The organism is Achromobacter sp. (assembly GCF_050285565.1).
Lineage (GTDB): Bacteria > Pseudomonadota > Gammaproteobacteria > Burkholderiales > Burkholderiaceae_B > Achromobacter.
The window spans coordinates 541,975-566,052 of sequence record NZ_JBLZXG010000002.1 but is presented as its reverse complement, the minus strand read 5'-3'; the positions used below and the strand labels follow the sequence as shown (position 1 = coordinate 566,052).

Genomic DNA, 24,078 nt, shown 5'->3' with positions numbered 1-24,078 from the left:
GGATGGGCGGCGCGCTCGCGCTTACTGCAAGGTGCGCGTGAAGACGAACTTGCCGTCGCGCCAATCGACCGGCACCACGTCGCGCGGACCGAACTGGCCTTCCAGGATCAGCCGCGCGACCGGGTTCTCGATCTGCTGCTGGATGGTGCGCTTGAGCGGGCGCGCCCCGAACACCGGATCGAAACCGTCGCGGGCCAGTTCCGCCAGCGCGGGCTCGGTCACTTCCAGCCGCATCTCCTGCTTTTCCAGGCGCTCGGCCAGGCGCCGCAACTGGATGCGGGCGATGGACTCGATGTGCTGCGCTTCCAGGCCGTGGAACACCACCACTTCATCGATGCGGTTCAGGAACTCGGGCCGCAGGGTCTGCTTGAGCTCGCCCCAGACCACTTCCTTGACCACGTCGTACGGCTGGCCGGCCAGGCTCTGGATGTGTTGCGAACCCAGGTTGGACGTCATCACGATGACGGTGTTGCGGAAGTCCACGGTGCGTCCCTGGCCGTCGGTCAGGCGGCCGTCGTCCAGCACCTGCAGCAGCACGTTGAAGACGTCCGGATGGGCCTTTTCGACTTCATCGAGCAGCACCACGCTGTACGGCTTGCGGCGCACGGCTTCGGTCAGGTAGCCGCCCTCTTCGTAGCCCACGTATCCAGGCGGCGCGCCGATCAGCCGCGCCACCGAGTGCTTTTCCATGAATTCGCTCATGTCGATGCGGATCATGTGCTCTTCGGAGTCGAACAGGAACTCGGCCAGCGCGCGCGTCAGCTCGGTCTTGCCCACGCCAGTGGGGCCCAGGAACAGGAACGACCCATACGGACGCGACGGGTCCGCCAGGCCCGCGCGCGAACGGCGGATGGCATCGGACACCAGACGCACGGCCTCGTCCTGGCCAACCACGCGCTTGTGCAGGTATTCCTCCATGTGCAGCAGCTTCTCGCGTTCGCCCTGCATCATCTTGGACACCGGAATCCCGGTGGCGCGCGACACGACCTCGGCGATTTCCTCGGCGCCGACACGGGTGCGCAACAGGCGCGGACGGCCCTCGCCGCCCTCGGCGTCCTCGGCCGCCTCGGCCGCGCCCACCTCGGCCGCCTTCAGGCGCGCTTCCAGGTCGGGCAGCTTGCCGTATTGCAGCTCGGCCAACTTGTCGAACTGGCCCTTGCGCTGCAGTTCGGCCATCTCGGCGCGAACGTTGTCGATCTCTTCCTTGATGGCCTGGGTGCCCTGCACCGCGGCCTTCTCGGCCTTCCAGATTTCCTCGAAGTCGTTGTACTCGCGTTGCAGCTTTTCGAGCTCGTCCTCGATCACGCCCAGGCGGCGCTTGGAAGCGTCGTCGGTTTCCTTCTTGACGGCTTCGCGCTCGATCTTGAGCTGGATGATGCGGCGGTCGAGCTTGTCCATCACTTCCGGCTTGGAATCGATTTCCATGCGGATGCGGGCGCCGGCCTCGTCGATCAGGTCGATGGCCTTGTCGGGCAGGAAGCGGTCGGTGATGTAGCGGTGCGAGAGTTCGGCCGCGGCCACGATGGCCGGGTCGGTGATCTCGACGCCGTGGTGGATTTCATAGCGTTCCTGCAAGCCGCGCAGGATGGCGATGGTGGACTCGACATCGGGTTCGTCGACCAGCACCTTCTGGAAGCGGCGTTCGAGCGCGGCGTCCTTTTCGATGTACTTGCGGTATTCGTCCAGCGTGGTGGCGCCGATGCAATGCAGCTCGCCGCGCGCCAGCGCCGGCTTGAGCATGTTGCCCGCGTCCATCGCGCCCTCGGCCTTGCCGGCGCCGACCATGGTGTGCAGTTCGTCGATGAAGACGATGTTGCTGCCGTCGTCCTGCGACAGCTCCTTGAGCACGGCCTTCAGGCGCTCTTCGAATTCGCCGCGGAACTTGGCGCCGGCCAGCAGCGCGGCCAGGTCGAGCGACAGCACGCGCTTGCCGCGCAGGGTCTCGGGCACTTCGTCGTTGACGATGCGTTGCGCCAGGCCCTCGACGATGGCGGTCTTGCCCACGCCGGGTTCGCCGATCAGCACCGGGTTGTTCTTGGTGCGGCGTTGCAGGATCTGGATGGTGCGGCGGATTTCGTCGTCGCGGCCGATGACGGGGTCGAGCTTGCCCTGACGGGCGCGCTCGGTCAGGTCGAGGGTGTACTTGGACAGCGCCTCGCGGTTGGATTCGCCTTCGGCGGCGGAAACATTTTCACCGCCGCGCACGGCGTCGATGGCGGCCTCCAGGGCCTTTTTCTGCAGGCCCGCATCGCGCAGGATGCGGCCGGCCTCGCCCTTGTCGTCGGCCAGGGCCAACAGGAACAGTTCGCTGGCGATGTAGGTGTCGCCACGGCGCGCGGCTTCCTTGTCGGTGCGGGTCAGCACGCCCTGCAGGTCGCGCCCGACCTGGACGTTGTCGTCGCCCTGCACCTGCGGCAGCGCCTTGAGCGCGGCGTCCAGGGCCGGCTGCAGCCGGTTGACGGCCACGCCGGCGCGCGCCAACAGGCTGCCGGCGCCGCTGTCGGCGTCGGCCAGCAGCGCCGCCAGCACGTGGACGGGTTCGATGTAGGGATGGTCGTTACGAGCGGCCAGACTCTGAGCGTCGGCCAGGGCTTGCTGGAACTTGGTGGTCAGTTTGTCGAATCGCATAATGGTCGTTGGTGGCTTTGTTGGTGAGCCTGACCGATACGCGCCGGCGGGCTCGATGACCTGAATATGCGGCCGGATGCGAGAATTTCAATACCTCGCCGGCCTCATGGGTTTGGGTCTGGCAACACATCCGCTTGCAGCAACAATCTGAGCCATGAGCATATACGTTTTTGTCTACGGCACGCTACGCGCGGGCGAAATCAATGATCTGGCGCAAGCCGCGCTGCGCCGCGGCCTGCCGCCCCCGCGCCATGTCGGCGCGGCGACGGTGCCGGGCGTGCTGGTGGATTTCGGGGACTGGCCCGGGCTGATTCCGGTCGAAGACGGCCGCCGGGTGCGCGGAGATATCTTCGAGGTGACGCCGCAACTGCTCCGCCTGATGGATGAGATCGAGGAGTACGTCCCCGGCCGCCCCGGCTTCTTTGTGCGGCGGCCGGTGCTGGCGCGGCCCTTGGCGCCGGATGCCGCGCGGGATGCGGCCCCGGATGCGCCCCCGGTGGCCTGCCAGTATTACCCCATCGATCCGGCCTGGCGCGCAGCCGCGGTGGATGTCGACAGCGACGACTGGATCGCCTACCGCCAGGCCCGCGCGCCCCGCCTGCCCCCCTAGGACGACTTCCCGGAATCCCCCGTAAGACACCCGTAGTAACAACGGACTACAATGGGTACCTGTCTCCACGCTTTCAGCCCTTTCCAGGCCTCCTGCCGGGTCCGGGCACTAAAAAGGTCATCGTATGCAAAAACGGGTTCCCGTTGCCCCTGATGCCGCCCACTGTTCCACGTGTATGCTGGGCCACGTGTGTGTCCCGGTCGGGATGGCGGCCGCCGAAGTGGAAAAGCTGGACGAACTGGTGAAAGAGCGCGTGCGCCTCGAAAAGGGCAAGATGCTGTATTCGCTGGATCATCCGCTGGACGCCGTCTACGGTGTGCGCTTCGGCAGCCTGAAAACGCAGCTCGAAGACGCCACCGGCCAGATCCAGATCACCGGCTTTCACCTGCCCGGCGAGATCGTCGGCATGGACGGCATGCTCGACGGCAAGCACGTCTCGGCCGCCGTCGCGCTGGAAGACTCCGAAGTCTGCGTGATCCGCCTGAACGAAGTCGACCGCGTGGCCGCCCACCTGCCCTCGCTGCAGCAGCAATTCCGCCGCCTGATGAGCCGCGAGATCACGCGCTCGCACCAGATGCTGGCGTCGTTGGGCTCGATGCGTTCCGAGCAGCGCCTGGCCGCGTTCCTGCTGAACCTGTCGCAACGCTATGCATCACTGGGTTATTCGTCCACCGAATTCGTGCTGCGCATGAGCCGCGAGGAAATCGGCAACTTCCTGGGCCTGACGCTGGAGACGGTCAGCCGGCTGTTCTCGCGCTTCGCGCGCGACGGCCTGATCCGCATCAACCAGCGCGAGGTCCGCATCCTGGACCAGCCCGCGCTCAAGCAACTGCTGGGCCACGAGGGCTGCTGACGCCCGCCCGCGCCATGCGCCGCGCGCTTGCCGCCCAGCCGTTCCCGGCGCCGCGCCCGTCGCGCTCGCGCCAGGCTTTGGGCGTGGCGACGCTGACCCTGGCGGCCTTGCTGCCCGTGGCCTTGCGCGCGCAGACGCCGCTACCCGATCCCTACGACTACGATGAACCCGTGCCCGCACCCAAGCGGGTGGTGGTGCCGCGCTGGCAGACGCTCGAACTGGGCAAACCCGGCCATCGCTACAAGGTGCCGGTCTATGCTAACCGGAACCTGGCGCGCGGCGACCTGCGCGATATCAAGCAAATCGTGATTGTGTTCCACGGGGTCAAGCGCAACGCCGACGCCTATTACGAAACCGCCGCCACAGTGCTGGCCGCCAATCCCGCCCGCGCCAACGACACCCTGATCCTGGCGCCGCGCTTTGTCGGGGTGATCGACTCGGGCTTTGCCGGCATGGCGGCCTGGCGCAAGTCCAGCTGGGAAGACGGCGAGGACAGCGTGCAGGCCAACGGCCGGCCGGCGCCGGTCAGTTCGTTCCAGGTGATCGACGACCTGCTGCGCAGCCTGGACGACCGCAAGCGCCTGCCGATCCTGGCCGGCATCGTGCTGGCCGGCCATTCCGGCGGCGGCCAGCTGGTGCAGCGCTACGCGGTGCTCAATGCCATCGACGGCCCGCTGCGGCGCGACGGCATCGCCGTGCGCTATGTGGTGGCCAATCCCTCTTCGTACCTGTACCTGACCCGCGAACGCCCGCGTCCCGACGGCAGGGGCTATGCGCCCTACGAACGCGGCATCTGCCCCACCTACAATCAGTACAAGTACGGCACCGACAAGCTGCCGGCCTATGCCCAGGAAACCGACGACACGCGCCTGTTCATCCGCTACGCGGCGCGCGATGTGACCTACCTGCTGGGCGGCGCCGACAACAACCCCGAGCACCGGCTGCTGGACAAGACCTGCGGCGCCGAGGCCCAGGGCGCCACGCGGCTGGCGCGCGGCACCGCCTACCTGCAATACGAGCGCCTCGTTGCCGCGCGCGGCAACCGCCCGGTGACGCTGCATCGCGCCGGCTTCGAAGTGTCCGGCGTCGGCCACGACAACAAGGGCATGTTCACTTCGGCCTGCGGCGCCCGCGCCCTGCTGGGCGAAAACGCGCTGGCGCCAGCCGGCGCGGCCGCCTGCACGGTGATCGAGCCGCCGCGCAAGTAGCCCCGGGGGCAAGCGCGAAAAGGCGGCGCCACCGCGCTTATTGACGCCAAGCTGAACACGCAATTCGGACGGGCGCGCAGGTGCATTTTTGCGCCGAGAGGCGCAAGATAGGCACGTACCGTCTCCGCGGAAGACAGATATGAGCCAAGCGTATCTCGACATGCCCGACGCCAAGCGCCGCATCAAGGCGATCTTCGTCGGCTCCATGGGCAACCTGGTCGAATGGTATGACTTCTACGCCTATACCGCTTTCGCCCTGTATTTCGCCCCCGCCTTCTTCCCCTCGCACGACCCGGTCGTGCAGCAACTGAACGCCGCCACGCTGTTCGCCGCCGGTTTCATCGTGCGGCCGCTGGGCGGCTGGCTGTTCGGTCACCTGGCCGACCGTCACGGGCGACGATTGTCGCTGATGGTCTCGGTGGGCATGATGTGCGTGGGTTCGCTGATCATCGCGGTCACGCCCACCTATGCCTCGATCGGGCTGGCCGCGCCGGCGCTGCTGGCGCTGGCACGCGTCATCGAGGGCCTGAGCCTGGGCGGCGAATACGGCGCCAGCGCCACCTACCTCACCGAGATCGCCGACCCCGACCATCGCGGCTTCTATTCCAGCTTCCAGTACGTCACGCTGATCGGCGGCCAGCTCTGCGCCATCCTGGTGCTGCTGTTGCTGCAGAACGTGTTCCTGACGCACGAGCAACTGGTGCAATGGGGCTGGCGCATTCCGTTCGTGATCGGCGCCATGCTGGCCATCATCACCGCCGTCATGCGGCGCGACATGCCGGAAACCGACTCCTACAAGCAGGCCAGCCAGACCAAGCCGCAGACCAGCTCGCTGCGCGGCCTGCTGCGCTATCCACGCGAGGTGGCGATCGTGGTCGGCCTGACGGCCGGCGGCACGGCGGCGTTCTACACCTTCACCACTTACATGCAGACCTTCGTGCGGCAGACCGCCGGGTTCTCCGACATCGTCACCACCTATGTGATCGCCGCCTCGCTGATCTTCGCGCTGATCCTGCAGCCGCTGTATGGCGCCCTGTCCGACCGCATCGGCCGCAAGCCGCTGCTGGTGTTCTTCGGCATCGCCGGCGCGCTGCTGACCGTGCCGTTGCTGATGACGCTGTCGCAGACGCGCTCGCCGTTCATCGCCTTCCTGCTGATCTGCGCGGCCTGGGTCTTCACGGCCGGCTACACCTCGATCAACGCGGTGGTGAAGGCCGAACTGTTCCCGACCAACATCCGCGCCACCGGCGTGGCCGTGCCCTACGCCATCACGGTGTCGATCTTCGGCGGCACGGCGCCGGCCATCGCGTTGTGGTTCAAGCAGCAGGGCCACGAGCAATGGTTCTACTACTACCTGGCGGCCGTGATCTTCATTTCGTTGCTGGTGTACGCGACCATGCGCGACACCAAGCACCAGTCGGCGATGCAGCGGCACGAATGAGGCGCGCCGCATCTGGACGGCCGCGGACGGCGGCTTGCGCCGCGCCTGGCCGCGCCACCGCCGTCCGGGCCAGGGCCACGGGCCCCCTGCGTGTCACGTGGCCTGATGCGCGGTCTTGGCCCCGGCGGCCGACAACGCCTGATAGCCCTTGAGCGTGTCGGGCGTCAACGCGCCCAACTCGCCAATCCGACCGGTCAGTGCCTTCTGGTAGTTCACGCAATCCAGCATGTTCCTGCTCCTGAAAAAAGCGGCGAGGCCGGATGCCACGCCATGCGGGCAGTATGCGCGGCGCAAGGGTAATTATTTAGCGAAATAATCGCTATTTTCTGCTGATTCGTCTCAACCCGGGCGTCACGCCCATGCCCGCGCGGCAGGCGCCGCGAGCCGCTGTCCTAGCGACGCGCGCCGGTCAGGGGCCGTGGCGGCGCCGGCGCGGCCGGCTCGATGGGCGCGGCCTGCAACGACTGAATCTCCAGAGGCGCGCGCGCCAGGGCCACGCAGGGCAGGATCCAGCCCTCTTCCTTTTCGTCGCGCGACAGGCCCGGCCATTCGATGCGGTAGGCGATCTCGCCTTCCAGCAGCAGGCACATGCAGGCGCGGCAGGTGCCGTTGCGGCACGAGCTGGGCAGCTTGATACCGGCGGCCTGCGCGGCCGCCAGCAAGGGCGTGTCGGGATCCGCCTCGAAACGCAGGCCGGAAGGATGCAGCAGGACGGGAAATGCGGTCATGGTCGGAGGAGGCGGTCTGTGCGCGCGGGCCGGGCGTGTCGGCATCCGGGGCAATGCCCCTGGATGGCGCCACCCTCACGCGGGATAGTCCTGCCAGTCCAGCTGCCAGGCGCCGGACAGCACATTCTGCAGCCACAGCGTGCAGGTCAGGGTCTTGGCGTCCGTGACTTCGCCCTTGGCGCAGGCGGCGTACAGGTCTTCGGGCCGGGCGCTGAAGACGTCGAGGAATTCGTCCTGATCCAGCTGTTGCGGACCGGCGCGCAGGCCGCGCGCGAAGTAGATGTGGATGATCTCGGTGGAATAGGCGATGGCCAGGTGCAGCGCGCCGGCGCGGGCCCACTGGGTGGCGGTATAGCCGGTTTCCTCCAGCAGCTCGCGCTTGCCGCAGGCCAGCGGGTCTTCGCCCGGGTCGAGCTTGCCGGCCGGGAATTCGGTCATGACGCGGCCGATCGGATAGCGGTACTGGCGTTCGAGCAGCACACGGCCATCGTCCAGCAGCGGAATCACCACCACCGCGCCCGGATGCACCACGTATTCGCGCGTGGAGGTGTTGCCGTTGGGCAGGCGCACGGTGTCGTTGCGGATCTTGAGGAAGCGGCCGTCGTAGGCGGCCTCGCTGGAGACGCGTTGTTCGAACAGGTGGGAGTCGGGCTTGTCGGTCATGGCGGCGTAATGGGTGCGGGCGCCAGCCTCCGGGGAGGCCGGCGCGAAGAGCTTGCAGCTTACCATCGGCGCCCACCGCGACCGCGTCATGGTCGCGGGCGGCGCCGCTCGCCCCCACGAACCGACGCGGGCGCCGCCACGCGCCCCGGCGGTGACGGCGCGATGCGGGCGCGTCAGTCGAACTTGCGGCGGGCGTCCAGCGCGAGGCCGGCGCCGATGCTGCCGAACAGGTCTCCTTCGACGCTGCGCGCCTGCGGCACCAGCGCCGAAACGCAATCACGCAGGCGCGGCACGCGGCTCGAACCGCCGGTGAAGAACACCGTGTCCACATCGGCCGGCGCCACGCCCGCGTCGCGCAGCAGGCTGCCGACGGTCTGCTCGATCTTCTCGATCAGGCGCGCCACGCTGGCGTCGAACGACGGCCGGGTGACGTCCACGCCCAGCCCGGGCGCGATGCGCGCCAGGTCGATGCGCGCCGCCGGCGCCTCCGACAACGCGATCTTGGCCTCTTCCACCTGCACCGCCACCCAGTGGCCGGCGCGCTGCTTGACCAGGTTCAGCAGCAGATCGATCTTGTCGCGGTCGCCGGCCTCGGCGCGGATGTAGGCAAAATGCTCGGCCGCCTTGCGGCTATAGGCCTGGTTGATGGTGTGCCAACAGGCCAGATTGCCGTACTGCGTGGACGGCACATCCTTGCCGCTGCGCAACTGGCTGCCCAGGCCCAACAGCGGCATGACGTGCGCCAGGCTGAGCTGCTTGTCGAAGTCGACGCCGCCGATGTGCACGCCGCCATAGGCCAGGATGTCGTCGCGCCGGTCCGGCTTGGCGGCGCGATCCGGCCCCAGGCGAATCAGCGAGAAGTCGGAGGTGCCGCCGCCGATGTCGATGACCAGCACCAGTTCCTCGCGGTCGATCTGCGATTCGTAGTCGAAAGCCGCGGCCAGCGGCTCGAACTGGAATTCGATGTCGGTGAAGCCGACGCTGCGCGCGATCTCGCCCAGCGTGTCCTGGGCGGTCTGGTCGGCGGCGGGGTTGTCGTCGACGAAGAACACCGGCCGGCCCAGCACGGCGCGGGTGAAGTCGCGGCCGGCGGCGGTCTCGGCGCGGCGCTTGAGTTCGGCGATGAAGCGCGTGAGCAGCACGCGGAACGGGATCGAGCGGCCCTGCACCTCGGTGGAGCCGTCGATCAACGAGCTGCCCAGCAGGCTTTTCATGGAGCGCATCAGGCGCCCGTCGTAGCCCGCCAGGTAGTCGGAGATGGCGGCCCGGCCGTAGCTGACCTCGGCGTCTTCGTCGTGAAAGAAGATGGCCGAGGGCAAGGTGGTCTTGCCGTCTTCAAGGGCCAGGAGCGCGCGCTGGTCGGGGCGGCTCCAGCCGACGGTGGAGTTCGACGTGCCGAAGTCGACGCCGCATGCGGTGGAAATCATGGAATTTCGGGGGCTTGAAAGCAAAACGGCGCACAAGTGTAGCCGCAACCGCCCGAAACGCCATGTCACCCCGGGCGGCGCAGCGCCAGCGCCACGCAAGCCGCCGTGACCACGGCCGCCAGCAGCCCACCGCCGAAGCCGGCGGCATGGCCCCGCACCTGCGCCAGCCAGACCGGCCAAGGGCCGGCGAGGCTGGCGGGGCTGGCGGCGGTCAGTACTCGGCGCGCACCGTCAGCATGAAGTTGCGCGGCTCGCCGTAGTAGTTGGTCCAACTGGCGTCGTTCAGGCGCTGGTAGTAGACGCGGTCGAACAGGTTGTTGGCGTTGAGCGCCACGGTCACGTGCTTGTCCACGCGGTAGGCCACCCGCATGTCGGCCAGCGCGTAGCCCCCTTGACGCAGCGTGATGGGCCCCGCCACGTTGTGGAAGCCCGACTGCACCTGCACGCCCCCGCCCACGCTCAGGCGCCGCTCGAGCGCCGGCAGGGCGTACTCGGTCCACAGGCGGAAGATGTGCTTGGGCGTGAAGCTGGCGTAGGGCTGGCCCTCGGCGCGTGTGTCCACCTGGTATTTGGTAGTGTTGAAGGTGTAGCCTGCCGCCACCGTCCAGTACGGCGTGATGGCGCCGGCGGCCTCGGCCTCGAAACCGCGGCTGCGGACCTCGCCACCGGCAACGGAGGGGCAGCGCCTGCCCGCGCACACCACCGAGGGATCGGCCTGGGCCCGGTTTTTCTGCTGGATCTGGAACAGCGCCAGCGACACGTTCAGCGCGCCGTCCATCAGTTCGCCCTTGACGCCGGCCTCGTAATTGGTGCCCGTGATCGGATCGAGCGCCTGGCCGTTGCGATCCAACTGGTCAATTTGCGGCATGAACACCTGCGCGTAGCTGCCATACAGCGACCATTGCCGGTCCAGGTCGACGATCAGCCCGCCATAGGGTGTGAACTTGGCATTGATGCGCTGGCTCGCTTTGGGCGATTCCTGCCGGCTCCAGTCCGCGCGCCCGCCCAGCACCAGCGTGAGCGGATCGGCCAGCGAGAAGCGGCCCATGCCGTACACGCCCTGCTCGCGCGCCCGATTGATGCCCGCGGACGTGTAGGGGCCGATGTCGTAGCCGGGCACGTCGCGCGGATGCCAGTTGAACACGTCCATCGGCATGTTCAACTGAGGGCTGGTCACGTCGGCATTCAGGTTCTCGTACGAAGTTCGCAGCGAATTGGCGCCGAACAGCAGTTCGTGGCGCCGGCCGAACAGTTCGACCGGACCGCTGACGTAGGCATCGACGCTGGTCTGGCTGTTGTCGTACTTGATGCCGCCGCCGGACAGTTTGGCGCCCAGGCCGGTCTGGCGATCGATCCCGCCATTGACGGTGAGGTATTTCATTTCGGAATCGGAACGGAGGTGGTCCACGCTGATCCGTGCGCGCCAACCCTGGCCGAAGCGGTGGTCCAGATCCGCGAACACGCGCGTCGTGTTCCAGTCGGAGCGGCTGCCGGCGGACTCCAGGTTGACCGAGCGCCGCAGGCCGATCGGCGCGCCGTCCGTGTAGCGCGGCAACCCGCCCATGCTGGATGGCGGATGCGAGCGCACGCGGCTGTGCTGCAGGCCGGCCGACAGCACGGTGGCCGGGCCCAGGTCGACCTCGCCAATGCCATAGAACAGGCCGGTCTTCTCGTTCGCGCTTTCCTGGAAGAAGCCGCGGTCGGCCAGGGCGCCGACGACGCGGCCGCGCACACTGCCGCTGTCGTTCAGCGGCCCGCCCAGGTCGACTTCGGTGCGATAGTTGTCCCAACTGCCGGCGCTGAGTTCACCGCCGAAGGCGAATTGCCGTTGCGGCCGCTTGCGCACCAGATTGACGGTGGCCGAGGGATTGCCCGCGCCATGCAACAGGCCGTTGGCGCCGCGCAGGATCTCGACGCGCTCGTAAATGGCCATGTCTTCCGGCGCGGCGGCGCGGTTGCCCATCATCGCCGGAACGCCGTCCTGCTCGAAGGATTCGATCTGGAAACCGCGCGCGAAGTAGGCGGTGGTCAGGTGATGGTGCGGCTGCACCGTGATGCCGGTGGCGTGCCGCATGACGTCGTCCAGGGTATGCAGGTTCTGCTGGCGGATCTGTTGCGGGCCGATCACCGAGACTGACTGCGGTGTCTCGCGCACGCTCAAGGGCAGCTTGGCCAGCGTCGGTTGCGACGCGGCGCCGGCCTGGCGTTCGCCGCTGACCGTGACCGCCGGCAACGTGGCCGCGTCCTTGGCGCCATCGGCCAGCGCCGGCCCCGCCGCCAGCGCCAGCCACAGCGGCCAATGGCGTGCCGCCCGCGCGCGGCGCGCCTTGTTCCTGAACCGTAAACGCATGGGTACTTCTCCTTCCGTGAAAGTGAGAATTATTCTCATACAATTTCACGGAGAAACCGCAACGTCTCGGCGTTTGTAAGACTCTTGCCATGGTGATCATGCGCGGCGCCGTGAACACCGGGGCATGCGCCGGCGCGCGCACGGAGGGGGGACGCAGAAGACCGGCCCGGAGCAGACCGCGCGCGTGGCGCAGACGTTCGGTATCGGCGCGGTCATGCCAACGCGGCGTTGCGCGCGGCGCGGCGCAATGCTTGCGGCGGCTGGCCGTAGACCCGCAGGAAGGCGCGCCGCATGCGTTCGCTGTCCATGAAACCGACGCGCCGCGCCACGCTGTCGATGCTGTCGTCGCCGGCCTCGATGCGCGCGCGCGCCGCCTCGGCGCGGATGCGTTCGACCGCCTTGGCGGGGGTTTCGCCCGTTTCGGCCTTGAAGCTACGCAGCAACTGGCGCGGGCTGACGCAGGCCACCTCGGCCAGATGCTCCACCGTCAGCGCCGCGCCCAGGTTGGCGCGGATGTGCTCCAGCACGGCGCGCATGCGCTCGCTGTCGGGCGCCAGATCCTGCAGCGTCGAAAACTGCGATTGGCCACCGGAGCGGCGGTGGTACACCACCATCTCGCGCGCGGTGGCGGCCGCCAGTTCGGCGCCCAGGTCGGCCTCGACCATCGCCAGCGCCAGGTCGATGCCGGCGGTGATGCCGGCCGAGGTCCAGGTATCGCCGTCGCGGATGTGGATGCGGTCGGGCTCGACACGCACCGCCGGGTGATCGCGCGCCAGCATCGCGGCATGGCGCCAATGGGTGGTCGCGCGGCGGCCATCGAGCAGGCCGGCGCCGGCCAGCACCAGGGCGCCGGTGCAGACACTGGCCAGGCGCCGGCCTGCCTGGCGCTGCGCCAGCAGGCGGGCGCGCAGCGCGGGCGTGACGGCGGTGGCGCGCGCGCCCTCGCCGCCAGGCACCACCAGGGTGTCGGCCGGCGTGTCGCGCCACGGCTGCGTCAGCACAGCGATGCCGCAGGAACTGCGCACCTGGCCGCCGTGCTCGGATACGACGTGTACCGCATACGCCGGGCCGGCGGCGCTCAGCGCGAAGCGGCCGGCGGTCTGGAACACGGCGGCGGGCCCGGACAGGTCCAGCAACTGGAAATCGGGCACCAGCAGGAAGGCGACGTGATGGGTCATGGCGACTTGGCGTTTTTTGAGGGAATTATGTCATTCACGCCAAAGTGTGCGTCGGTACAGTGAGGCATGTCAAACCCCCCTGTCCCCTTCGCCCCCCTCCCATGCCCTCCTTGTCCTCCTTTGCCACGGGCCGCCGCAACGCCCGCCTGCTGGCCGTCTGCCAGGGCCTGTTCATCGCGGCCATTTCCATCGACCTGACATTGACCGCGCTGACCGGCCACATGCTGGCGCCCGACAAAGCGCTGTCGACGCTGCCGTTCGCGCTGATCACCGTCGCTGGCGCCGTAGTCACCTGGTTCGCCTCGCTGCTGATGCAGCGCATCGGCCGCCGCAACGGTTTCACGCTGGGCGCCCTGGCGGGCGCGGCCGGAGGCGGCATCTCGGTCTGGGCGGTGTTCCACGCCGACTTCTGGGCCTTCTGCGCCGGCACCGCGCTGGTCGGCGTGTTCCAGGCGTTTGCGCAGTACTACCGGCTGGCGGCGGCCGACGCGGTGGAACCGGCCGCCAAAAGCCGCGCGATCTCGGTGGTGATGACCGGCGGCGTCGTCGCCGCGATCGCCGGCCCGGCGCTGGCGGCCTGGAGCCGCGATCTGTTCGCGCCGGTAGCGTTCGCCGGCGCCTACCTGATGGTGGCGCTGCTGGCGCTGTTGTCCGCCGCCCTGCTGTTCGGCTTCTACCGCGATACCGACGCGCCCGTGGCGGCGGGCGCAGTCCAGGCCGGGCTGCCGCCGCGCCCGCTGCGGGCGGTGGCGCGCCAGCCGGTGTTCATTGCCGCGTTGGCCAACAACGTGGTGGGATCGGTGTCGATGATGTTCATCATGACGGCCGCGCCGCTGGCGGCGGTGGCGTGCAGCCACAGCATCGGCGACGGCGCCAACATCATGCAGTGGCACCTGGTTGGCATGTACGCGCCCGCCTTTTTCGCTGGCGCGCTGATCCAACGCTTCGGGCTGGCCAAGGTGCTGGGCGCGGGCATGATGTTGAACCTGGCCTGCGCGCTGATCGCGATGTCATCGCCGGCGCTGCCCGCGTTCTACGCGGCGCTGTTCTGTCTGGGAGTGGGGTGGAATTTCATGTTCGTCGGCGGCACCACACTGCTGGCGCAGTCCTACCGCCCGTCCGAGCGGGCCCGCGCCCAGGGCGCGGCCGAGATGCTGCGCTATGCGGCCACCGCCGTGGCGACGCTGGCGGCCGGACCGGCGCTGGATGCGTTCGGCTGGGAGGCGCTGAATGCCGCCATGCTGCCGGTGGTGCTGGCCGCCGGCTTGATGACCTGGCACTGGGCGCGCGGGTCGGCCCGCAACGCCAGCGCGGCCGGCGCGGCTTGAAGCCGGCGCGGCCATGGCCAGACGCGGCGCGGCGCCACGCCGCGCGCGCCTGCGCTTACTGCTGCTGGCGGCGCTGTTCCAGTTCGCGCAGGCACTGAGCGACGCCGGCCTGCATCTGGGCATTGGACACGGCGGCGCGGTCCGAGACTTCGCGGCAGCGCACATATTCGGCCTGGCTCTGCGGCGTGTCGCGGATCACGGCTGGAGCGGTCGAGTTCGGATCCGGCGTGACGGTCATGCGCAAGGTGGACGGGGGCGACAGGCTGCCATCCTTGGCGCGCTGGCTGGGGTATTGGAATTCCTGCGTGACCGGCGCCGCATTCTGCGCCTGGGCCGCGCCGCCGAGGCAGGCCAGGGCCAGCAGCACGGCGCTGAACGGGAGTTTCTTCATAAGGACCTCTCTTCGTTGAACGCGCCCGGGCCAGAATCCCGGCCCGGCAACGCGCGGGTCTATCGTAGCCCCGCGCGCGGCCAGGGGGCGTGCCAAGACGCTACGCCGGCGGCGAGATTTGTTTCTTGCGGTTTCCCCGCGCGATTCAGCGCGCCGCCGGCGGCTGGCGCAACGGCGTCAGCAGGGACGACAGGCCATTGTGGTCGAGCTCGTGCATCAAGGCCAGCAGGCGCCCCAATTCGCCCGGCGGAAAGCCCTTGCGCGCGAACCAGGCAAGGTATGGCCCGGGCAGATCGGCGATCAGGCGCCCCTGGTATTTGCCAAAAGGCATGGTGCGCGTGACCAGCAGTTGCAGCAGTTGCGGATCCATGAATCGCTACCCTGCGCGGCCGAAAGCGATGTCGGCCGCCGGCAACGCGGCGATCTTCACGCCGAAGCTGGAGATCGACGCTAGCGTGGCATTGTGGTGCGCGCGGATCTGCGCGCCGGCCGCATGCGGCTTGTCCTGGGTGGTGTGGGCGTCTGCCGCCAGCGTCACCGGATAGCCCAGCGCCGCGGCGCGGCGCACGGTGGTGTCGACGCAGAACTCGCTGGCGTAGCCGCACACCACCAGGTGCGTGGCGCCCACCCGCGACAGGGCGTCGTCCAGGTCGGTGCGCAGGAAGGAGTCTGGCGTGGTCTTGCGGACTCGGATATCGCTGTCGGCCGGCCGCAGGCGCGTATCCAACTGCCAACCGGGTGCGCCATGCGCCAGCGGACCGCCGGGCGCCTCATGCTGCACATAGATCACTGGCACGGCGGCCGCGCGGGCGCGCTCGGCCAGGTCGTTGATGCGCGCCAGCACGGCGTCGGTGTCGTCCGGTTCCGGCGTGGTCTCGAACAGGGCGCGTTGCACATCGATCACGATCAAGGCGGATGTCATGGTTCTCTCGGAGAAGGGGATGGGTCGGGGCGCAGATAGGCATACCAATCGGCCGCGTCGCCGTGACGCAGCGGACGCAGGCGCAGATCCGCTACAGCCAGGTCGGGCGCGCGCCGCGGCCAGTCGGCAAGAGGCAGGAGCATGAGGGGTCTACGTCGCAAAAAAGGGATGCGAAAAAGGATACGTAAAGGATGCGCCAAGGGATGCGCCAGCGCGCGTTCGCGTCTGGTCGCCCGCCGGAATGTGTTCATGGGCCAGGCCCAGTTCGCCCGCCAGCCACAGCACCTTCTGCACATTGCGGGCGCTGCGCCGGCCCCAGATCGTCGGTGTCGTCATGCGGATCCGTCCGCGTCAGCCGGCCACAACGATGCGCGGCTCGCACAGCACCGGGAAGTTCACCGAGTTGGCGATGTAGCAGAAATGATGGGCGCGGGCATGCAGCGCTTCGGCCAGGCCGGCGTCGCCGCCCGCGGCGATGGTGACCTCGGGCCGCAGCGTGACCGAGGCAAAGGCGCCGCCGCGCTCGGGGTCTTCGCGCATGACGCCGCGCGCCTCGTCGCGATAGGCCGTCACGCGGATCCCCTCGACCGCGCACAGGTGCAGGTACCAGAGCTTGTGGCAGGCCGACAACGACGCCACCAGCAGGTCTTCGGGATTCCAGCGCGCCGCGTCGCCGCGGAACGCCGGGTCGGCGGAGCCGGCAATGTCGGCCTTGCCGGCCGCCTGGATCACGTGGTCGCGGGCATACGCCGTGTAACTGGCGGTGCCCTTGCCGGTGTTGCCCGTCCAGGTCACGCTGACGTCGTAGTGGTGTTCGCCTTTCATTGCGGCATCCTCGGGTGTCGCGCCAATGGCGCGCAAAGACTGCTAGCGTAGCGCAAGCCGCGCGCCATCGGCGCGCCGCGACGGGCGGCGTCGCGGTCAATCGCGGACACCACGCGGCCGGCGGGGGCGGCCTTGCCTTTACATCCCGTTTCAGCAAGGATGGGCGTGCGTCCGTATCGTGGACGCACTGCAACACAGGAGCTCGCCATGATGAAAACCACCTTGACCTGCACCCTGACAGTCGCCCTGCTTGCCGGCTGCGCGCCTTCCCGCCCCACTTCCGCCGTGCCCGTGGACAACCACACGGCGCGCGATTCGCTCGACTGGCCGGGCAGCTACGAAGGCACCCTGCCCTGCGCCGACTGCCCCGGCATCCGTACCCGCCTGACGCTGATGAAGGATGGCCACTACGAGCGCACCACGCAGTACCTGGACCGCCAGCCGCAACCCGAAGCGGTGGCAGGCACCTTCAGTTGGGAGTCGGATGGCAGCACTATCCGCCTGGACGCCTCGGGCGACAGCCAGCGCTACTTCGTCGCCGAAAACCAGGTGATCATGCTGTACCGCGACGGCACCCGCCCCACCGGCCCGCTGGCGCCGCACTACATCCTGCGGCGCGCGCAGTAGCCCCCCGGAACGGCGCCCCCGCGCCTGGCGGCGCCGTTCCCGCAAGCATCCCGCTTCCGGCTATTCTTTGCTGCCGCACCCGCCGCGCCGCCCGCCGCGCCGCGGGCAACGCGCCTCCAAGAAAGGAAGCCATGAAGACCGACCACGAATTGCTCGACGCCTTTGCCCCGACCGGCGTGCTGCGCGCCTCCATCAACCTGGGCAACCCGATCCTCGCCAACAGCCATCCCGAAACCGGCGCGCCCGGGGGGGTGTCGGTCGACCTGGCCACGGAACTGGCCCGCCGGCTCGACGTGGCACTGGAGCTGGTGACGTTCAAGTCCGCCGGCGATTCCGTCAACGCGGTCGCCGCCGAACAGGCCGACGTGGGTTTTTTCGCGATCGATCCGCTGCGCGGCGAGCAGATCGCCTTCACCGCGCCGTACGTGGTGATCGAAGGCGCCTACCTGGTGCGCGACGACTCCCCCATCACCCGCATGCAAGAGGTGGACCGCGCCGGCCAGCGCGTGGTGGTCGGCAAGGGCAGCGCCTATGACCTGTACCTGACGCGCGAAATCAAACACGCCGAGCTGTTCCGCGCGCCCACCTCGCCCGCCGTGGTCGACACCTTCATCAAGGAAAACATGGAAGTGGCGGCCGGCGTCAGGCAACAGTTGGAGGCCGATGCGCAACGCCTGGGAGGCCTGCGCCTGCTGGACGGCCATTTCATGCTGATCCGCCAGGCCATGGGCGTGCCCAAGCGCCGCGGCGCCAAGGCCAGCGCCTACCTGTCCGCTTTTGTCGAAGCCATGAAGAAAAGCGGCTTCGTCGCCGAGGCCTTGGCGCGCCACAGGATCCAGGGCGCCGCCGTGGCGCCGCTGGAACCGGCGCCTCGATAAGAAACCAGAGAGGTCGATGGCGGCGATGCCGGGCCGCCATCGACCGGGATCGCCGCCGCCGTCAGTGGCTGATCATCCAGGGCCGCGAACCGGCGAAGGACTTGGCGCCGTCGGCCGTGGCGCGGTTCTTGCCGGACTTGCGTCCGCCCGCACAACAGCCGCAATTCATGCCGTGTCCCGAACGCGAGCTGCGCGGTTCGTTGGCGCTGCGTTCGTTGGCGGCATGGGCGCGGTTGATGGCCGAGGACAGCGCCGAGATCGCGGGCGCGCCGCCGACGATGCGGGACGAGGCGGCGCCGCAGCGCGGACAGTCGGCCGGATCGCGCCATTGCGCCAGCGGCCGCAGCGCCGCGAATTCGCCGCAAGCGGCGCAGGCGTAGTCATACATGGGCATGTCGGTCTCCCTGGCGTGGCCTCAGCGGTCGCGCGACAAGGGCATGTCGACGCCGCCCTGGATGTGCTTGACCGGCCCCGAGGCCGAGGGCTGGATGTCGAAGTCGAAGATCTCGGTCGGCAGCCACAGCGTGGCGCAGGAGTTGGGAATGTCCACCACCCCGCTGATGTGCCCCTGCACCGGCGCGCAGCCCAGCAACGAATAGGCCTGCGCGCCCGAATAGCCGAACTTCTTCAGGTATTCGATGGCATTCAGGCAGGCCTGGCGGTAGGCCACGTTCACGTCCAGGTAGTGCTGCTTGCCGCCCTCGTCCACCGAGATGCCTTCGAAGATCAGGAAGTCCTTGTAGGCCGGCGTGATCGGGCTGGGCTTGAAGATCGGGTTGCGGATGGCGTACTTGTCCATGCCGCCCTTGATCAGCGTGACGCGCATGTGCACCCAGCCGGCCATCTCGATGGCGCCGCAGAAGGTGATCTCGCCGTCGCCCTGCGAGAAATGCAGGTCGCCCACCGACAGGCCGCCGCCCTTGACGTAGACCGGGAAGAACACCCGCGCGCCGCGCGACAAATCCTTGATGTCGCAGTTGCCGCCGTGCTCGCGCGGCGGCACGGTGCGCGCGCCCTCGGCCGCGGCGCGGTCGCGCTCGGCGCCTTGCAGCGCGCCCATGTGCGCGGTCTTGGGCGCCGGCGGGTTGGCCAGCGGCGGCACGCGGGTGGGGTTGGTGTCGATCAGCGCCTGTTCGCGCCGGTTCCAGGTGTCCAGCAACTTCTTGTCGGGCAGACAACCGATCAGGCCCGGATGGATCAGGCCGGCGAAACTGACGCCGGGAATGTGGCGCGACGAAGTGAACATGCCGTGGAAATCCCAGATGGATTTCTGCGCATGGGGGAAGTGGTCGGTGAGAAAGCCGCCGCCGTTGTTGCGGCTGAAGAAGCCGTTAAAGCCCCACAGGCTGTCGGGCTTGGCGCCGATGTCGAGCAGGTCCACCACCAGCAGGTCGCCCGGCTCGGCGCCTTCGACACCCACCGGCCCCGACAGGAAGTGCACGGTGGACAGGTCGACGTCGCGCACATCGTCGGCGCTGTCGTCGTTCTTGATGGCGCCGCCGGTCCAGTCGTAGGTTTCCAGGATGAAATCGTCGCCCGGCTTGACCCAGACGGCCATCGGGATGTCCGGATGCCAGCGGTTATGGATCTTCTCGTTCTCGTAGGGGGACTGGGTCAGGTCGACCTGGATGAGGGTATCGGTCATTCTCTTTCATCTCCAACGCAACATGTTGATAAAACAGAACTACAGCCGGAAGGGTCGCCCGCTTGCCCATGGGCGGATCGGGTCTTCGATTCCTTGACATGTGAACGATGGTAGACGCGTTCGGCGCGATTGCCATACTGGTTTTCCATGCACTTGACGTGGTCGGCGGCGCCGCGCATGCCCGCGCCGGCGTGCGCGGCGCCGCCGCCAATCTTGACGCAAACTGAAACCTACGCTTACCATGCGCCGGCCTGAAGGCGTCCATCGGACGCCGAAGCGGCTTAACGCGGCGGTTTGAGGTGCCAACACGCGCATTCGGCCGCCATCCCTCTGCGACTGCGGTTCCGGCCGCCCCCGCCACGCGCGTCACTCCATGGTTGCCTCTGTCGTCATCCTCGGCATGCTCTGCGTGCACCTGCTTTGCTTTTGCGCCATGTTCCTGCTGATCAGCACCCGGCTGGGCGGCAAGAAGATGGGCACGGACGTGTTCGCCGCCGGCCACCTGCTGCTGGGCGTGGCCTACATCCTGCAATTGCTGGCCGCCGCGCCAGGACCGGGGGCGATGAACTTCATCAACCACACCCTGACCCTGTGCGCCCCGTTCGCGTATGCGCTCGGGGCGGTGCGGTTTTTCAACCGGCCCATACCGGTGCTGTACCCCATGCTGGCGCTGGCCATTCTCTACACCGCGACGCAGGCGCTGGTGCAGGCCGCATGGGGCACGCAAGCACGGCATGCGCTGCTGGCGGCTGCGTGCGCCTTGCTGTTCCTGGCGATGACGCTGGGGCTGCTGTATGGCGCGCGCACCTTTGCCAGGGATCTGCGCCTGGAAATGATCGTTTTCGCCATCCTGGTCGGGGGCATCTGCGGGCTGAACGCGGCGAAGTTCATGCTGATCCTGGATGGCGGCCTGCCGGCCCTGGACATGCAGAGCCGGTTCCAGACGGTGTTCTACATCTATATGTCGTTCCTGGGCACGGTGCTGCCGCCGGCCGTGGTCTGGCTGATCCTGCGGCGCCTGACGGATGAGCTGCGCACCATGGCCACGCGCGACCCGCTCACGGGCCTGTTGAACCGGCGCGGCCTGATGGACGGGCTGCAAGCACACTTCCGGCAGCGCGATATCGGGTACGCGCATCTGCTGATCGTGGACATCGATCGCTTCAAGCAGATCAACGATACCTACGGCCACCAGAATGGCGATCTGATCCTGTGCCGAGTGGCGCAGGTGCTGCAGGACACGGTGCGCCAGGGCGACCTGGTGTGCCGGCTGGGCGGCGAAGAGTTCGTGGTGGTGGCGCTCAACAGCGACCGCGACGGCGCCATGCGCCTGGCGGAGCGGCTGCGCGCGGCGATTGCCCAGAGCCAGGTGCCGGGCGGCCGCCAGCATGGCCCCATCCGCTGCACGGCGACCATCGGGGTGTCACGGCCGTTTGCCGGCACGCAGGCGTTCGACGACACCATGCAGCAGGCCGATGCGGCGCTGTACCGGGGCAAGATGTCCGGACGCAATCGGGTGGAAGGGGCGGACGAGGCCACGGCCACGCCCATGGTGGCGCAAGCCTCGGCCTGAGCCGCCGGAACGGGCAGCGCTTGCCCTTGCCCGCAAGGCGCGTGGCAACCAGACGGCGTCCGGCAGTTATGATGCGGCCATCGCATTTCGCGGCCTCGCCGCGCCGCCCCCTGCCCCATGATCCCGCCTCGCCAACTGTCCGCCCTGTTCCTGTCCGCCCTGTTCCTGCTCGCCTGCGCCCTGCCCCTGGGCGCCGCCCACGCGGCCGAGGAATGCGTGGCGCGGTTCGATGCCAGCATGGCCCGCTACCGGCAGGCCGCGGCGGTGCAGAAGGGGCGCGAGACGGCCAACTGGCAGGAGCTGAACGCGCCGCTGTGCCAAGGGCGGCTGGATCTGCTGGACATGGAGTTCGCGCTGGTCGACGACTACGAGCAATGCGCGCGCGACGGCGGCAGGTTTCCCGAGAAGACCGAGCGCGCGATGCAGGGCCAGCCGGACGACCTGGCCGCGCGCAAGACCGCGTGGATCGACACCTGCGGCCCCTACATGAAGCAATAGCGCCGCCGTCGCGCGGCGGGGGCCGCGCCCCCGCGCTGCATGACGGCCGGCCGCGTCAGGCAACCGCCGCCGGGGCGGGACGCGGGAAGAAAATGGCGCGGCTGGGATCGAAGTCGTAGCGGCTTTCGAAGTCGGTGGCGTCGGCGGCCAGCGCCAGCACCGAGTCGAGGATGAAGTCGGCCTTGGCGTCGGACAGCAGCACACTGAAGTTCAGGCGGATGAAGCCCGGCTTTTCGATTTCGCGGCCGTCGAGAATGGCCTGGCGCAGGCGCGCCGACTCGGCCTCGTCGATCTGCAGCAGTTGATGCACGTAGGGGCCGGCGCAGGCGCAGCCGCCGCGGGCCTGGATGCCGAAGCGGTCGCTCAGCATGCGCGTGACCAGTTGCTGGTGCACGTAGCCGCCCTGGCCGTCGCGCACGCGGAAGGAGAAGATCGGCAGGCGCGGGGCGCTCAAGGAACCCAGCAGTTCCAGGCGCGGCGCGCCCTGCCAGCGCGCCAGCGCGCGCTGCACGAAGGCGGCGTTGCGGCGCGCCATGAAGCCGGCGCCCAGCGCCTCCTTGACCAGCAGCACCAGCGCGGCGCGGATGTCGCCCACCACGTTGGGGGTGCCGGCTTCCTCGCGCGCCTCCAGGCTGGCGCTGTAGTCGTGGCCCGAGGGCGAGACGAACTTGACGGTGCCGCCCCCCGGAAAGGTGGGCGTGGCGCAGACCACGGCGTCGCGGCGCACGATCAGGATGCCGGACGCGCCCGGGCCGCCGATGAACTTGTGCGGCGAGAACACGATGGCGTCGATCGGCGCGTCGGCCGCGGGCGTCATGCGGATATCCAGATACGGCGCGCCGCCAGCGTAGTCCCAGACCATTGTGGCGCCGGCGCGCTTGACGCGGCGGGTGATGGCCGGGACGTCGGCGACGATGCCGGTGACGTTGGAGGCGGCCGACAACGCGCAGATCACCAGCGTGCCATCCGGCGCTTGCAGCGCCGCGTCGAGCGCCTCCAGGTCCGGGCCGCCGCGCGGGCTTTCCGTCAGCACGACGATGTCGGCGCCGCAATCGCGCCACGGCAGGATGTTCGAGTGGTGTTCGTACGGCCCCATGACCACGCGCACCTTGCGGCCGGCGGCCAGCGCGGCCGGCACGCCGAACAGATGCACCAGGCGGTTGATGCCCAGGGTGGCGCCCGAGCCGGAAAAGATGACGGCGTGCTCGTCGCCCGCGCCGCAGCAGCGGCCGACCACGGCGCGCGCCTCGCGCCGCAGGCGCGTGATGAAGCCGCCGCAGAAGGAGGCTTCGGTGTGCGAGTTGGCGTAGTACGGCAACACGTGTTCGAGCACGAAGCGTTCGACCTGCATGAGCGCGCGGCCCGAGGCCACGTAGTCGGCGTAGACCAGCGGCTTGAGGCCGAAGGGGCCTTCGATGACGGCGTCCTTGCCGATCAGGCCGTCGGCCAGGGCGGCGGCGATGTCGGTGGCTTGCAGGGATTGCTGGAACTGGCGCAACGGCCCTGAGGTGGCCGGGGTCGCTTGGTTGGACATGGTGCGGAGACGGGGATGCGGCGGATGGAAAATGATCGGAATATCATACGATGGAAGGAATTTTGAAACCTCACCTAAATTTTCCTTAAAACCATCAAAAACAGATCATTTGAACGGCATTATGGAAAAAATTGACAAATTTGATCTGAATATCATTTCCTGCCTGCAACGCGAGGGTGCGCTGTCGCAGCGCGAGCTGGCCGACCGGGTGGGCTTGTCGCAGAATGCGTGCTGGCGGCGGCTGCAACGGCTGAACGCCAGCGGCATCATCCGCGGCACCCGCGCCGAGGTGAACCTGGCCGCGCTGGGGCTGGACCTGACGGTGTTCGTGATGATCCGCACCAGCCACCACGCCAAGGAATGGGCCGACGCTTTCCGCAAGCACGTGGAGCGCCTGCCCGAAGTGACCGGGTTCTACCGCATCGGCGGCGACTGGGATTACCTGATCCAGGTGGTCTGCCGCGGCATCGCCGGCTATGACCGCTTCTACCAGAAGCTGATCACCGATTTCGAGCTGTCCACGGTGACGGGCTTCTTCAGCATGGAGGCCATCATCGAGAACCGGCCGCCGGATCTGGGGCTGCTGCAGGACTCGGGGGGCACGGCGTAGGCGCGCATCGAGGGCATGAGCGGGGTTCGGCGGCGGCCGCCGCCTCACATAGCCACAAGTGATGAAGTGCCGGCCGGCTTATATCCACGGGTTATCCCGGATGCCTGCATATCCACAAATCGTCAATAATTCGCCAACGTTTTGTTGTCGATCCGTCCCCA

At 68.4% G+C, this 24,078-nt stretch carries 25 protein-coding genes; 10 read left to right on the top strand and 15 right to left on the bottom strand.

The window, feature by feature from the left end:
- Positions 1–21: 21 nt before the first annotated feature.
- Complete coding sequence (gene clpB, locus ACN6O8_RS05615) at positions 22–2,628, bottom strand: ATP-dependent chaperone ClpB (protein WP_427990069.1); 2,607 nt, start codon at positions 2,626–2,628, stop codon at positions 22–24.
- 154 nt (positions 2,629–2,782) lie between these two features.
- Between clpB and ACN6O8_RS05610 the strand changes: the two genes are divergently transcribed.
- From ACN6O8_RS05610 to ACN6O8_RS05595, 4 genes are all read left to right on the top strand, one after another.
- Positions 2,783–3,238, top strand: coding sequence for a gamma-glutamylcyclotransferase family protein (locus ACN6O8_RS05610; RefSeq protein ID WP_427990068.1), 456 nt, complete (start codon positions 2,783–2,785; stop codon positions 3,236–3,238).
- Positions 3,239–3,362: 124 nt separating this feature from the next.
- On the top strand, positions 3,363–4,091 hold the full coding sequence (locus tag ACN6O8_RS05605) for a helix-turn-helix domain-containing protein (protein ID WP_427990067.1): 729 nt from the start codon (positions 3,363–3,365) through the stop codon (positions 4,089–4,091).
- Between the two features lie 14 nt (positions 4,092–4,105).
- Positions 4,106–5,299 (top strand): hypothetical protein, encoded by a 1,194-nt coding sequence (locus ACN6O8_RS05600; protein ID WP_427990066.1) that lies wholly within the window; start codon positions 4,106–4,108, stop codon positions 5,297–5,299.
- A 139-nt stretch (positions 5,300–5,438) separates the two neighbouring features.
- Positions 5,439–6,740 (top strand): MFS transporter, encoded by a 1,302-nt coding sequence (locus ACN6O8_RS05595; protein ID WP_427990065.1) that lies wholly within the window; start codon positions 5,439–5,441, stop codon positions 6,738–6,740.
- Between the two features lie 93 nt (positions 6,741–6,833).
- Here the strand turns inward: ACN6O8_RS05595 and ACN6O8_RS05590 are convergent, their stop codons facing one another.
- The 6 genes from ACN6O8_RS05590 to ACN6O8_RS05565 all read right to left on the bottom strand — a co-directional run bounded on the left by ACN6O8_RS05590 (position 6,834) and on the right by ACN6O8_RS05565 (position 13,086).
- On the bottom strand, positions 6,834–6,968 hold the full coding sequence (locus ACN6O8_RS05590; protein ID WP_427990064.1) for a hypothetical protein: 135 nt from the start codon (positions 6,966–6,968) through the stop codon (positions 6,834–6,836).
- 164 nt (positions 6,969–7,132) lie between these two features.
- Complete coding sequence (locus ACN6O8_RS05585) at positions 7,133–7,468, bottom strand: 2Fe-2S iron-sulfur cluster-binding protein (protein WP_427990063.1); 336 nt, start codon at positions 7,466–7,468, stop codon at positions 7,133–7,135.
- Between the two features lie 75 nt (positions 7,469–7,543).
- Positions 7,544–8,131 (bottom strand): NUDIX domain-containing protein, encoded by a 588-nt coding sequence (locus ACN6O8_RS05580; RefSeq protein WP_427990062.1) that lies wholly within the window; start codon positions 8,129–8,131, stop codon positions 7,544–7,546.
- Between the two features lie 173 nt (positions 8,132–8,304).
- Entirely contained in the window at positions 8,305–9,558 is a 1,254-nt protein-coding gene (locus ACN6O8_RS05575; RefSeq protein ID WP_427990061.1) for an Hsp70 family protein, read from the bottom strand.
- 211 nt (positions 9,559–9,769) lie between these two features.
- Positions 9,770–11,908 (bottom strand): TonB-dependent siderophore receptor, encoded by a 2,139-nt coding sequence (locus ACN6O8_RS05570; protein ID WP_427990060.1) that lies wholly within the window; start codon positions 11,906–11,908, stop codon positions 9,770–9,772.
- A gap of 212 nt (positions 11,909–12,120) precedes the next feature.
- The gene (locus ACN6O8_RS05565) at positions 12,121–13,086 is read right to left on the bottom strand and encodes a GlxA family transcriptional regulator (protein WP_427990059.1); all 966 of its coding nucleotides are present in this window, start codon (positions 13,084–13,086) and stop codon (positions 12,121–12,123) included.
- 101 nt (positions 13,087–13,187) lie between these two features.
- Here ACN6O8_RS05565 and ACN6O8_RS05560 point away from each other — a divergent pair, with 101 nt between their 5' ends.
- Positions 13,188–14,414, top strand: coding sequence for an MFS transporter (locus ACN6O8_RS05560; RefSeq protein ID WP_427990058.1), 1,227 nt, complete (start codon positions 13,188–13,190; stop codon positions 14,412–14,414).
- A gap of 55 nt (positions 14,415–14,469) precedes the next feature.
- Here the strand turns inward: ACN6O8_RS05560 and ACN6O8_RS05555 are convergent, their stop codons facing one another.
- The 5 genes from ACN6O8_RS05555 to ACN6O8_RS05535 all read right to left on the bottom strand — a co-directional run bounded on the left by ACN6O8_RS05555 (position 14,470) and on the right by ACN6O8_RS05535 (position 16,552).
- A complete protein-coding gene (locus ACN6O8_RS05555) occupies positions 14,470–14,805 on the bottom strand; it encodes a hypothetical protein (RefSeq protein ID WP_427990057.1) in 336 nt (111 codons plus the stop codon).
- 145 nt (positions 14,806–14,950) lie between these two features.
- Positions 14,951–15,175: a DUF3820 family protein gene (locus tag ACN6O8_RS05550; RefSeq protein ID WP_427990056.1), complete on the bottom strand. Its 225-nt coding sequence runs from the start codon at positions 15,173–15,175 to the stop codon at positions 14,951–14,953.
- Positions 15,176–15,181: 6 nt separating this feature from the next.
- A complete protein-coding gene (locus ACN6O8_RS05545; protein WP_427990055.1) occupies positions 15,182–15,727 on the bottom strand; it encodes a cysteine hydrolase family protein in 546 nt (181 codons plus the stop codon).
- Between the two features lie 150 nt (positions 15,728–15,877).
- Positions 15,878–16,063, bottom strand: coding sequence for a hypothetical protein (locus tag ACN6O8_RS05540; RefSeq protein ID WP_427990054.1), 186 nt, complete (start codon positions 16,061–16,063; stop codon positions 15,878–15,880).
- A gap of 15 nt (positions 16,064–16,078) precedes the next feature.
- A complete protein-coding gene (locus tag ACN6O8_RS05535; protein WP_427990053.1) occupies positions 16,079–16,552 on the bottom strand; it encodes an OsmC family protein in 474 nt (157 codons plus the stop codon).
- A gap of 207 nt (positions 16,553–16,759) precedes the next feature.
- Here ACN6O8_RS05535 and ACN6O8_RS05530 point away from each other — a divergent pair, with 207 nt between their 5' ends.
- Together ACN6O8_RS05530 and ACN6O8_RS05525 are read left to right on the top strand one after the other, a co-directional pair.
- The gene (locus ACN6O8_RS05530; protein ID WP_427990052.1) at positions 16,760–17,179 is read left to right on the top strand and encodes a copper resistance protein NlpE; all 420 of its coding nucleotides are present in this window, start codon (positions 16,760–16,762) and stop codon (positions 17,177–17,179) included.
- A gap of 131 nt (positions 17,180–17,310) precedes the next feature.
- The gene (locus ACN6O8_RS05525) at positions 17,311–18,057 is read left to right on the top strand and encodes an ABC transporter substrate-binding protein (protein ID WP_427990051.1); all 747 of its coding nucleotides are present in this window, start codon (positions 17,311–17,313) and stop codon (positions 18,055–18,057) included.
- 61 nt (positions 18,058–18,118) lie between these two features.
- On the opposite strand, the gene ACN6O8_RS05520 is transcribed toward ACN6O8_RS05525, so the two are convergent.
- Positions 18,119–18,451 (bottom strand): FmdB family zinc ribbon protein, encoded by a 333-nt coding sequence (locus ACN6O8_RS05520; protein WP_427990050.1) that lies wholly within the window; start codon positions 18,449–18,451, stop codon positions 18,119–18,121.
- Positions 18,452–18,472: 21 nt separating this feature from the next.
- On the bottom strand, positions 18,473–19,702 hold the full coding sequence (gene fmdA / locus ACN6O8_RS05515; RefSeq protein ID WP_427990049.1) for a formamidase: 1,230 nt from the start codon (positions 19,700–19,702) through the stop codon (positions 18,473–18,475).
- A gap of 373 nt (positions 19,703–20,075) precedes the next feature.
- On the opposite strand from fmdA, the gene ACN6O8_RS05510 reads away from it, so the two are divergent.
- Both ACN6O8_RS05510 and ACN6O8_RS05505 read left to right on the top strand, forming a co-directional pair.
- Entirely contained in the window at positions 20,076–21,275 is a 1,200-nt protein-coding gene (locus ACN6O8_RS05510; RefSeq protein WP_427990048.1) for a diguanylate cyclase, read from the top strand.
- 117 nt (positions 21,276–21,392) lie between these two features.
- Positions 21,393–21,773, top strand: a complete 381-nt coding sequence (locus tag ACN6O8_RS05505; RefSeq protein ID WP_427990047.1) for a hypothetical protein — start codon at positions 21,393–21,395, stop codon at positions 21,771–21,773.
- A 55-nt stretch (positions 21,774–21,828) separates the two neighbouring features.
- Here ACN6O8_RS05505 and ACN6O8_RS05500 read toward each other — a convergent pair whose 3' ends face one another.
- Positions 21,829–23,307, bottom strand: a complete 1,479-nt coding sequence (locus ACN6O8_RS05500; RefSeq protein ID WP_427990046.1) for an aminotransferase class V-fold PLP-dependent enzyme — start codon at positions 23,305–23,307, stop codon at positions 21,829–21,831.
- Between the two features lie 121 nt (positions 23,308–23,428).
- Here ACN6O8_RS05500 and ACN6O8_RS05495 point away from each other — a divergent pair, with 121 nt between their 5' ends.
- Positions 23,429–23,917, top strand: coding sequence for an Lrp/AsnC family transcriptional regulator (locus ACN6O8_RS05495; RefSeq protein ID WP_427990045.1), 489 nt, complete (start codon positions 23,429–23,431; stop codon positions 23,915–23,917).
- Positions 23,918–24,078 lie beyond the last annotated feature (161 nt).

What these genes read in the sequence shown, in the direction of transcription:
- clpB (WP_427990069.1), bottom strand. Translation starts at nt 2,628, where the DNA reads ATGCGATTCGACAAACTGACCACCAAGTTCCAGCAAGCCCTGGCCGAC.
- ACN6O8_RS05610 (WP_427990068.1), top strand. Translation starts at nt 2,783, where the DNA reads ATGAGCATATACGTTTTTGTCTACGGCACGCTACGCGCGGGCGAAATC.
- ACN6O8_RS05605 (WP_427990067.1), top strand. Translation starts at nt 3,363, where the DNA reads ATGCAAAAACGGGTTCCCGTTGCCCCTGATGCCGCCCACTGTTCCACG.
- ACN6O8_RS05600 (WP_427990066.1), top strand. Translation starts at nt 4,106, where the DNA reads ATGCGCCGCGCGCTTGCCGCCCAGCCGTTCCCGGCGCCGCGCCCGTCG.
- ACN6O8_RS05595 (WP_427990065.1), top strand. Translation starts at nt 5,439, where the DNA reads ATGAGCCAAGCGTATCTCGACATGCCCGACGCCAAGCGCCGCATCAAG.
- ACN6O8_RS05590 (WP_427990064.1), bottom strand. Translation starts at nt 6,968, where the DNA reads ATGCTGGATTGCGTGAACTACCAGAAGGCACTGACCGGTCGGATTGGC.
- ACN6O8_RS05585 (WP_427990063.1), bottom strand. Translation starts at nt 7,468, where the DNA reads ATGACCGCATTTCCCGTCCTGCTGCATCCTTCCGGCCTGCGTTTCGAG.
- ACN6O8_RS05580 (WP_427990062.1), bottom strand. Translation starts at nt 8,131, where the DNA reads ATGACCGACAAGCCCGACTCCCACCTGTTCGAACAACGCGTCTCCAGC.
- ACN6O8_RS05575 (WP_427990061.1), bottom strand. Translation starts at nt 9,558, where the DNA reads ATGATTTCCACCGCATGCGGCGTCGACTTCGGCACGTCGAACTCCACC.
- ACN6O8_RS05570 (WP_427990060.1), bottom strand. Translation starts at nt 11,908, where the DNA reads ATGCGTTTACGGTTCAGGAACAAGGCGCGCCGCGCGCGGGCGGCACGC.
- ACN6O8_RS05565 (WP_427990059.1), bottom strand. Translation starts at nt 13,086, where the DNA reads ATGACCCATCACGTCGCCTTCCTGCTGGTGCCCGATTTCCAGTTGCTG.
- ACN6O8_RS05560 (WP_427990058.1), top strand. Translation starts at nt 13,188, where the DNA reads ATGCCCTCCTTGTCCTCCTTTGCCACGGGCCGCCGCAACGCCCGCCTG.
- ACN6O8_RS05555 (WP_427990057.1), bottom strand. Translation starts at nt 14,805, where the DNA reads ATGAAGAAACTCCCGTTCAGCGCCGTGCTGCTGGCCCTGGCCTGCCTC.
- ACN6O8_RS05550 (WP_427990056.1), bottom strand. Translation starts at nt 15,175, where the DNA reads ATGGATCCGCAACTGCTGCAACTGCTGGTCACGCGCACCATGCCTTTT.
- ACN6O8_RS05545 (WP_427990055.1), bottom strand. Translation starts at nt 15,727, where the DNA reads ATGACATCCGCCTTGATCGTGATCGATGTGCAACGCGCCCTGTTCGAG.
- ACN6O8_RS05540 (WP_427990054.1), bottom strand. Translation starts at nt 16,063, where the DNA reads ATGACGACACCGACGATCTGGGGCCGGCGCAGCGCCCGCAATGTGCAG.
- ACN6O8_RS05535 (WP_427990053.1), bottom strand. Translation starts at nt 16,552, where the DNA reads ATGAAAGGCGAACACCACTACGACGTCAGCGTGACCTGGACGGGCAAC.
- ACN6O8_RS05530 (WP_427990052.1), top strand. Translation starts at nt 16,760, where the DNA reads ATGATGAAAACCACCTTGACCTGCACCCTGACAGTCGCCCTGCTTGCC.
- ACN6O8_RS05525 (WP_427990051.1), top strand. Translation starts at nt 17,311, where the DNA reads ATGAAGACCGACCACGAATTGCTCGACGCCTTTGCCCCGACCGGCGTG.
- ACN6O8_RS05520 (WP_427990050.1), bottom strand. Translation starts at nt 18,451, where the DNA reads ATGCCCATGTATGACTACGCCTGCGCCGCTTGCGGCGAATTCGCGGCG.
- fmdA (WP_427990049.1), bottom strand. Translation starts at nt 19,702, where the DNA reads ATGACCGATACCCTCATCCAGGTCGACCTGACCCAGTCCCCCTACGAG.
- ACN6O8_RS05510 (WP_427990048.1), top strand. Translation starts at nt 20,076, where the DNA reads ATGGTTGCCTCTGTCGTCATCCTCGGCATGCTCTGCGTGCACCTGCTT.
- ACN6O8_RS05505 (WP_427990047.1), top strand. Translation starts at nt 21,393, where the DNA reads ATGATCCCGCCTCGCCAACTGTCCGCCCTGTTCCTGTCCGCCCTGTTC.
- ACN6O8_RS05500 (WP_427990046.1), bottom strand. Translation starts at nt 23,307, where the DNA reads ATGTCCAACCAAGCGACCCCGGCCACCTCAGGGCCGTTGCGCCAGTTC.
- ACN6O8_RS05495 (WP_427990045.1), top strand. Translation starts at nt 23,429, where the DNA reads ATGGAAAAAATTGACAAATTTGATCTGAATATCATTTCCTGCCTGCAA.